Annotated in this window: 12 protein-coding genes and 1 pseudogene; 5 read left to right on the top strand and 8 right to left on the bottom strand. The window is 32.4% G+C overall.

Features of this window, described 5'->3' with window-relative positions; all coding sequences use genetic code 11:
- Positions 1-128 precede the first annotated feature (128 nt).
- The 3 genes from CD122_RS11950 to CD122_RS07270 all read right to left on the bottom strand — a co-directional run bounded on the left by CD122_RS11950 (position 129) and on the right by CD122_RS07270 (position 1,003).
- Positions 129-299: a hypothetical protein gene (locus CD122_RS11950; protein ID WP_169926486.1), complete on the bottom strand. Its 171-nt coding sequence runs from the start codon at positions 297-299 to the stop codon at positions 129-131.
- Between the two features lies 1 nt (position 300).
- Positions 301-624 carry a DUF771 domain-containing protein gene (locus CD122_RS07275; RefSeq protein WP_103358336.1) on the bottom strand — a complete coding sequence of 108 codons (324 nt, stop codon included), beginning with the start codon at positions 622-624 and terminating at the stop codon, positions 301-303.
- A 73-nt stretch (positions 625-697) separates the two neighbouring features.
- Positions 698-1,003: a hypothetical protein gene (locus tag CD122_RS07270; RefSeq protein WP_103358335.1), complete on the bottom strand. Its 306-nt coding sequence runs from the start codon at positions 1,001-1,003 to the stop codon at positions 698-700.
- Between the two features lie 55 nt (positions 1,004-1,058).
- On the opposite strand from CD122_RS07270, the gene CD122_RS07265 reads away from it, so the two are divergent.
- Entirely contained in the window at positions 1,059-1,289 is a 231-nt protein-coding gene (locus CD122_RS07265; protein ID WP_103358334.1) for a hypothetical protein, read from the top strand.
- Between the two features lie 232 nt (positions 1,290-1,521).
- Here the strand turns inward: CD122_RS07265 and CD122_RS07260 are convergent, their stop codons facing one another.
- Complete coding sequence (locus tag CD122_RS07260; protein ID WP_103358333.1) at positions 1,522-2,367, bottom strand: ParB N-terminal domain-containing protein; 846 nt, start codon at positions 2,365-2,367, stop codon at positions 1,522-1,524.
- A gap of 3 nt (positions 2,368-2,370) precedes the next feature.
- On the bottom strand, positions 2,371-3,168 hold the full coding sequence (locus CD122_RS07255) for a DUF3102 domain-containing protein (RefSeq protein WP_103358332.1): 798 nt from the start codon (positions 3,166-3,168) through the stop codon (positions 2,371-2,373).
- Positions 3,169-3,216: 48 nt separating this feature from the next.
- On the opposite strand from CD122_RS07255, the gene CD122_RS07250 reads away from it, so the two are divergent.
- Positions 3,217-3,549, top strand: a complete 333-nt coding sequence (locus CD122_RS07250) for a hypothetical protein (protein WP_103358331.1) — start codon at positions 3,217-3,219, stop codon at positions 3,547-3,549.
- On the opposite strand, the gene CD122_RS07245 is transcribed toward CD122_RS07250, so the two are convergent.
- Positions 3,538-3,756 (bottom strand): Thoeris anti-defense Tad2 family protein, encoded by a 219-nt coding sequence (locus tag CD122_RS07245; protein ID WP_103358330.1) that lies wholly within the window; start codon positions 3,754-3,756, stop codon positions 3,538-3,540. The two genes, CD122_RS07250 and CD122_RS07245, sit on opposite strands and share 12 nt — an antisense overlap.
- A gap of 33 nt (positions 3,757-3,789) precedes the next feature.
- The gene (locus CD122_RS07240; RefSeq protein ID WP_103358329.1) at positions 3,790-4,017 is read right to left on the bottom strand and encodes a helix-turn-helix transcriptional regulator; all 228 of its coding nucleotides are present in this window, start codon (positions 4,015-4,017) and stop codon (positions 3,790-3,792) included.
- A 150-nt stretch (positions 4,018-4,167) separates the two neighbouring features.
- Between CD122_RS07240 and CD122_RS07235 the strand changes: the two genes are divergently transcribed.
- The 3 genes from CD122_RS07235 (at position 4,168) to CD122_RS07225 (ending at position 5,689) form a co-directional block, all read left to right on the top strand.
- Entirely contained in the window at positions 4,168-4,797 is a 630-nt protein-coding gene (locus CD122_RS07235) for a LexA family transcriptional regulator (protein ID WP_103358328.1), read from the top strand.
- 15 nt (positions 4,798-4,812) lie between these two features.
- Complete coding sequence (locus CD122_RS12330; protein ID WP_240624141.1) at positions 4,813-5,427, top strand: hypothetical protein; 615 nt, start codon at positions 4,813-4,815, stop codon at positions 5,425-5,427.
- A gap of 70 nt (positions 5,428-5,497) precedes the next feature.
- On the top strand, positions 5,498-5,689 hold the full coding sequence (locus CD122_RS07225; protein ID WP_103358326.1) for a hypothetical protein: 192 nt from the start codon (positions 5,498-5,500) through the stop codon (positions 5,687-5,689).
- Here CD122_RS07225 and CD122_RS07220 read toward each other — a convergent pair.
- A pseudogene (locus CD122_RS07220) lies at positions 5,686-6,062 on the bottom strand (hypothetical protein); the annotation flags it as partial. The gene CD122_RS07225 and the pseudogene CD122_RS07220 sit on opposite strands and share 4 nt — an antisense overlap.

The raw sequence follows: 6,062 nt of genomic DNA, 5'->3' as shown, positions 1-6,062 counted from the left end.
GCAACTAAGCGCTTGAATTCTGCATATTTGATTGTTACTAAGTCCATTCCGTCATCCTCCTATAATGTGTTATAATTGTGCTGGATATTTTTTTAATTGTTTGACTGATTCGCAATTGCCGTTGCTTATCAGTCTTTTTTTAATTCTTTCAGCACATAACATGTACCGAAATATGTTATAAGCTCCGAGAACAACACCCACCACAACAGCGTCGTTAGATAAACACCGTTGAACGCCAATACAGTAACTGTAACGATTGCTACTGCGAAAGTGAATAGGCAGGGTATTATGTCTTTCATGCTATCCACCTCCTTTCGCCTTGAGTATTTCTTCAAAGTTTTCATCAATGAAACGATTCATTTTTCTAGCGTTAAAACGCCAACGATTAAAGTTTTCATCAGGGTAATGCACAATCCCTTTTTCTTTAAGTTCTTTATAGAACTTGACGTTCTCTAAAAACTTTCTTCTAATAGTGTCTTCAGAAGCTATTTTCAACTTACTTTTTAAGTCTTTCATAGTCCAAACTGGGTCGAGAGTCATTTCCATCAAATCAACGTATTCTTGTTTTTCAATAAGAATATGAGTATCAGGAATCGGAACAGTGACTTGTATTGTTTGTGTCATAAGAATCACTTCCTTTCACTTTATATATCGAAATCGAGTTGCTAAAAGGGACAATTTTTGTCTCGATTTTAGATTATTTATCTTTGAACATACTCTTAAATCCTGTTGTCTCAAGCCTTCCCAAACCTCTTTTGTCACGCTTATAATGCTCAATTTTAAAGTCATACCCATTGTTAAAGTTTTCAGTAGGTGTTTCCCAAGAAAAATAAATTCCTTTCTTGTAACCAATCTTTTTTCCTTGATAAATAATTTCAGGAATGCTGTTAATATCTTTGACTTTGATAATTAACAAGTTTCTCTGTATCGCTCTTTTTAGTAGGGCTTTTAACTTAGAGAAAAATTTGCCTATACCTTTCTTTTTATTCTTGTGGTTTTTCATTTAATCCTCACCTTTCATGTATAATGTTGTTATTAACCTAAGGAGGTGAATAATTATGGATAAAATTCTATTTGACAAAAAGTTTGATGAATTAAAAGAATTTTTAGAAGTAGAGTTGAATGTAGAAAGTGACTATTTTAAGCAAACTCAACAAAAATTCTATGAATTCGATCCAGAAATGAGCGAAGAGAAAAACTTCTACTTATCTCTATATGAGTTAAATAAAAAGTATTCTCAGGCTATCGCTTACAATACTGCGATGCTGCTTTTGAAAGAAGATGAATAGAGTCATGTTCACCTTTGTCTTTAGGTACTAAATAGTTTTTAATCTCTTTATTTTTTACAGTTTTGAGCAATTGTTCTAACACTGTTACCGCAGTATATAGAATGATTGCTTTTTTTATTGTTCGCATTTCTTTCATGCTCTGAACCTCCTAAAATTTAACGGTTTATTAAGAGGTGGATTTTCACCACCTCATGTGGTATAATTGTGTTGTTGATATTTACTCGTTGACTGCTTACTCAGCAGTCTTTTTTTGTGCCCATTTTTTTCTTGGATTGCCAATTATTAATTCCCCATTGTTTTTCACGTAGTATTCAATGAAAGACGAGCTGTCTTGTGTTAATTTATCGTTGTATTTGTTTATAAACTCCTTTAAAGCTTCTGTAAGGTCATATCCTTTAACTCTCAAATCATCATCAAATTTCTTTTGCAGAACTTTTCTAATCAGTCTATCTTCATCAAACCCTTCAATTCTGTATAATCCATATAAAGCTAATGCAACTTTCGTCTTTTTAGGCGTGTGCGTTTCTTTTCTAAACCTTTCATAATATTTAAGGAAATTTAATGTTTGTTCGAAATTTACAAAATTAAAATTTCCAGATTTTACTAGTTCGCTCAAACGATTTGAATTTCCTGTTGTATTTCTAGCTACTCCAATAACCACTGATGTTCCTGCATAATGCTTGTTAATTAAATTAAGCAATGCAACATATTGTTCAGAGCCCTGATTCGCATAACTTTCAATAAAATTGAGCAAGCTCCAAGGTCTTTGCGTTGTGTTCATACGCACGATATCATGCTCATTTAATCCAGGCTTAATAATATATTCAATTGGAACACCTGCTTTTTTAGCATGTTCTAGTCTGTGTTGACCATCAATAACAACCATGTGCTCGTTTACAATTATTGGACTGATAAACCCCTCTTTCGCTTGCTTTAACATTTCATCTGTGAAAAGAATGTTTCTGTTAAATTTAGTGAATTTAAAAATCTCTAAATCATCAGTTTTGTACACTTTATTTACAGGTAAGTTCATTGTGTTTTGTTTGAATTCTTGTCCGTTGATATCTACTCGTTTCATAGCTTATCGCTCCTTTAATTCATTGATTATTTTTTCTAATCTATTCAGTACTTTTTGTTCATTAAGATGATGTTTATAATTTTGTATAAAAACTTCAGTAGGCTCTAAAATTTTTAACAATATAGGTGTGTAGTCTTCATAATCACCTTCTTTTGTTAAAGGTACTTCGTGATTAGATTGATTCATTATATCTTTAACTTCATTTCTAAAGTCATCTGCTAATTTTTTGTAATATTCACGTTCACTTACAAGATACTCGTTCATATTTTTTATACTTTGGTAATCGTCGGGTTCCATGTACTTTTCAATAATTTCAGGCTCTTTATTCTGCTCATCTTCAAGCTGTTTCAGTGCTATCTCTTCCGAACGCTGAGCCTGTTCAACTTTTGACTGTAACTGTGCGTTTTGTTCGTCACGTTGTTTGAGTTGTCGTTTGAGCTGTTCTAATTCTCTATTAGTCATATCTATAGGCTTTTTTATTTCACCTTTAGATGTTCTATGTTCTACATTTCTTTCTTCTTCCGGCAATGTTGCGATCATGTACATTGCACTCAATCCCAATTGATTCCACGTGGAATCATCGGAAAATTCTTCGCTAACCTTTATAAATTTAGTAGCTTGTGTTCTGTTTAAATTTACTGACCTTAACCAATGAGACCATTCTCCATGAGCAAGGTCATTCTCTTTCACATGTTTCAACCTTCGACCAATTTCGAAAATTGATTGCCCAGCAATGTTTTGGTAGCTTTTAATTTCTGTTTCAATCACAGTTAAATCATCACTTAGTGCTAACTCATTCATTTTTTGATTCTCCTTTCTGATATAATCACCTTTAAGGAGGTGATTATTATGCTTACCAATGAAACCAAACTCGTTTTACTTCAATTTTATAAAGTGTATCTTGATAGAATTGAAGATGGTGAATCACAATATTCTGCGACATATTTTGGGACGGATGAAGAATCATTTGATAATTATTTTTTAGGTATGGATTTTGATAGTTATGTGTCATCTGTTCTCCAATTAGGCAGTCATGGTTATGCAACCGTTGCCACTGGAGATGGTGGTTTTGCTGAAATGGCTCTTTCCAATGAAGGAATCGCTTATTGCGAGAATGAAACTAGCAAAAATTATTCCTTGTTGCTAAAAGCTATTTCTGACCTTAAAAAATTAATTATCTAAAACCCAATCATCAGCTATTAAATCGTCTGCGCTAGGCTGCCACCTTGCGCTGGCGGTTTGACCTTTAACTTTATATCTTTTTGAAATAATTAGGCATTGGTAAAACATTAAGTTAGTTGGTAGTATTGCGTAATCGAAATCTTTCTTGTCCCTTTTAATCGCAACACCTTTTTCCAAAGCCAACTTTGTTGCTTCTTGAATGCTCATTCTTTATACCTCCTTTATGCCTTATATTACGGTTTAACCGTTATTATTAGTTAAAAAAATAATGTCGTTATAAGTAACATCAAATTCTTTTTCTATTTTCTGCAACTGTGGGACATTAGGAAAAGTTTTAGCTTTCTCCCAGTTATGCCAAACATCTGCAGAAACACCAACTTTGGCACCTGCTTGTGCCTGCGTTAACTCATATTTAGCCCTTAACATTTTTAATGTAAAAGGCTCTTTTTTTACTTTTTGTTCTCCCATTTTCTAGCCTCCTTCAAAAGAACTGACTTTAGTATATTACGGTTAAATCGTAATGTCAACATTAAAACCGTATTTTTTTGTTTTTTATTGTAATAAATACGGAAAAGCCGTATAATGTAATTAAACTATTAGATGAAGGGAGCGAAAAATATGCTCGGTAACAAAGAAGTTATGGCTAAAAATATTTCTCGTCTTATGAAACAAAATAATGTAGATAGAAAGCAATTATCAAAAGATTTAAAAGTAAAATACACAACATTGTCTGATTGGATAAATGCAAAGACCTATCCCCGAATAGACAAAATAGAATTGTTGGCTAATTATTTTAGTGTAAGTAAATCTGACTTAGTTGAAGATAAAGAAGAAAAAGTGCTTGAGACCTTACCAGTCAAAAAAATTCCTGTTGTATCTAAAATATCAGCAGGTCTTCCAATTTATAGTGAAGAGAATTTAATAGATTACATATATTTTGCTACTAAAAATCTTAACTCTAATAAAGAAGAATTCGGACTTCAAGTTTCTGGAGATAGCATGGATAAATTATTTCAAGAGGGAGATATTGTTGTAGTAGAAAAAGACTCAATTGTTGAAAACGGGCAACTTGGAGTGGTTCTAATTAATGGCTACAACGCAACAGTGAAACGTATTCGATACACTGACGACCAAATTATATTAATACCTGAATCAAACAACCCACAACATTATCCTCAGGTCTACGGCAGTGAAGATGAAGTCAAAATTGTAGGAAAAGTTATAGCAAGTCAAAAATTATTCAGATAATAAGGAGCGAAATTCATGAAAAAACTATTAGGTATACTTTTAGCTAGCGCTTTAGTATTAGGTGCTTGTGGTAATGATGAAAAAGAGAAAAAAGAAGAACCTAAAAAAGAGACTAAGACAGAAGATAAAACTGAAAAGAAAAAAGTAAGCCAGGAAAAGGAACAAAAGATAAACGAATCAGAGAAAGTTAATAAAACCACTTCTATTGACTTTTCCAATATAACCGATAGGTCAACTTTAGAACAAGTTCTTTACGGTAATTATTCCGAAGAACAAAAGATACAGGCTTATAACAGCGCTGTTGCTAATGGAGTTATTCCACAAGGAAATGTCACAGAAGGTTCAGCGCTATCTGCGTATCAGAGTTCTTTAAGAGTAGAAAACGGAGATGAACAATCGATTTATAATCAAGCTTCTTTAGGCACTGATGCGGGTATGATTGACTATGATGAATACAACAGAATCGTCGAAGCTGAAAATCAAGCCCGAGAACAAAAAGAAGCCGCGTTACAGAAAGAGTATTTTGAGCTTTCAGACAAAATGTACCAAGATGGTGTTAGCGATGAAGCATACAATGCTATGGAAAAACGCCAAAATGAAATTTTAGACCAAATTCAACCAATAAATTAAAGTGATAGGCAAAGTGATTTTATAAAATTAAAACGCCTACAAGCGTAGACGTTTGGAGGAGGTGAGATAAATGACTAAAGATAACGATAAACAATATAACCCTAAAGATCCTGGTCATCGCGGCGGAGGTGGTTCAGGTCACGAGAAAAGGAATAACGAACCAGCTAGAAAAAGTTACAATAATCGCACTACTGAATTCGAAAGACCAAGTGAATCAACTATGGAATCATTATTTGGCAATGACTATAAGAAAAAAAGCTAATCCTTTATCACGTATATTTTGTAATAGTTATCTGTATTTTTAGGTTGATACAAATGTTCTTTAATTATTTTTTCTTTATTTTTAATAACTGGTGTAGGTTCTATAATAAATATTGCATCAGTATCAATAGTAAGTTCATACTTTTCTAATATACCTTGTAATATTGGATCATTATTTTCATTACTGTATTTTTCAATATAAAATTTAGTATAGTTTTGTAAAATTGTATCAAGTGCGTTTTTAGATGCTAATGTATTTAAACCTTTTGATTTTCTAGCATTGTTCATCGACTTTCTAAAAAGTTGAATGAGATTAGGAAAAACAAATCTATTCATTAACCAAATTATAGCAGGTACTAATAATAAGCAAATTA

Source organism: Staphylococcus rostri, from assembly GCF_002902145.1.
Lineage (GTDB): Bacteria > Bacillota > Bacilli > Staphylococcales > Staphylococcaceae > Staphylococcus > Staphylococcus rostri.
This window is presented reverse-complemented; position numbering and strand designations above follow the sequence as displayed.

Bases quoted from the DNA above. Each gene is read 5' to 3' on its own strand.
- CD122_RS11950 (WP_169926486.1), bottom strand. From the start codon at position 299: ATGAAAGACATAATACCCTGCCTATTCACTTTCGCAGTAGCAATCGTT.
- CD122_RS07275 (WP_103358336.1), bottom strand. From the start codon at position 624: ATGACACAAACAATACAAGTCACTGTTCCGATTCCTGATACTCATATT.
- CD122_RS07270 (WP_103358335.1), bottom strand. From the start codon at position 1,003: ATGAAAAACCACAAGAATAAAAAGAAAGGTATAGGCAAATTTTTCTCT.
- CD122_RS07265 (WP_103358334.1), top strand. From the start codon at position 1,059: ATGGATAAAATTCTATTTGACAAAAAGTTTGATGAATTAAAAGAATTT.
- CD122_RS07260 (WP_103358333.1), bottom strand. From the start codon at position 2,367: ATGAAACGAGTAGATATCAACGGACAAGAATTCAAACAAAACACAATG.
- CD122_RS07255 (WP_103358332.1), bottom strand. From the start codon at position 3,168: ATGAATGAGTTAGCACTAAGTGATGATTTAACTGTGATTGAAACAGAA.
- CD122_RS07250 (WP_103358331.1), top strand. From the start codon at position 3,217: ATGCTTACCAATGAAACCAAACTCGTTTTACTTCAATTTTATAAAGTG.
- CD122_RS07245 (WP_103358330.1), bottom strand. From the start codon at position 3,756: ATGAGCATTCAAGAAGCAACAAAGTTGGCTTTGGAAAAAGGTGTTGCG.
- CD122_RS07240 (WP_103358329.1), bottom strand. From the start codon at position 4,017: ATGGGAGAACAAAAAGTAAAAAAAGAGCCTTTTACATTAAAAATGTTA.
- CD122_RS07235 (WP_103358328.1), top strand. From the start codon at position 4,168: ATGCTCGGTAACAAAGAAGTTATGGCTAAAAATATTTCTCGTCTTATG.
- CD122_RS12330 (WP_240624141.1), top strand. From the start codon at position 4,813: ATGAAAAAACTATTAGGTATACTTTTAGCTAGCGCTTTAGTATTAGGT.
- CD122_RS07225 (WP_103358326.1), top strand. From the start codon at position 5,498: ATGACTAAAGATAACGATAAACAATATAACCCTAAAGATCCTGGTCAT.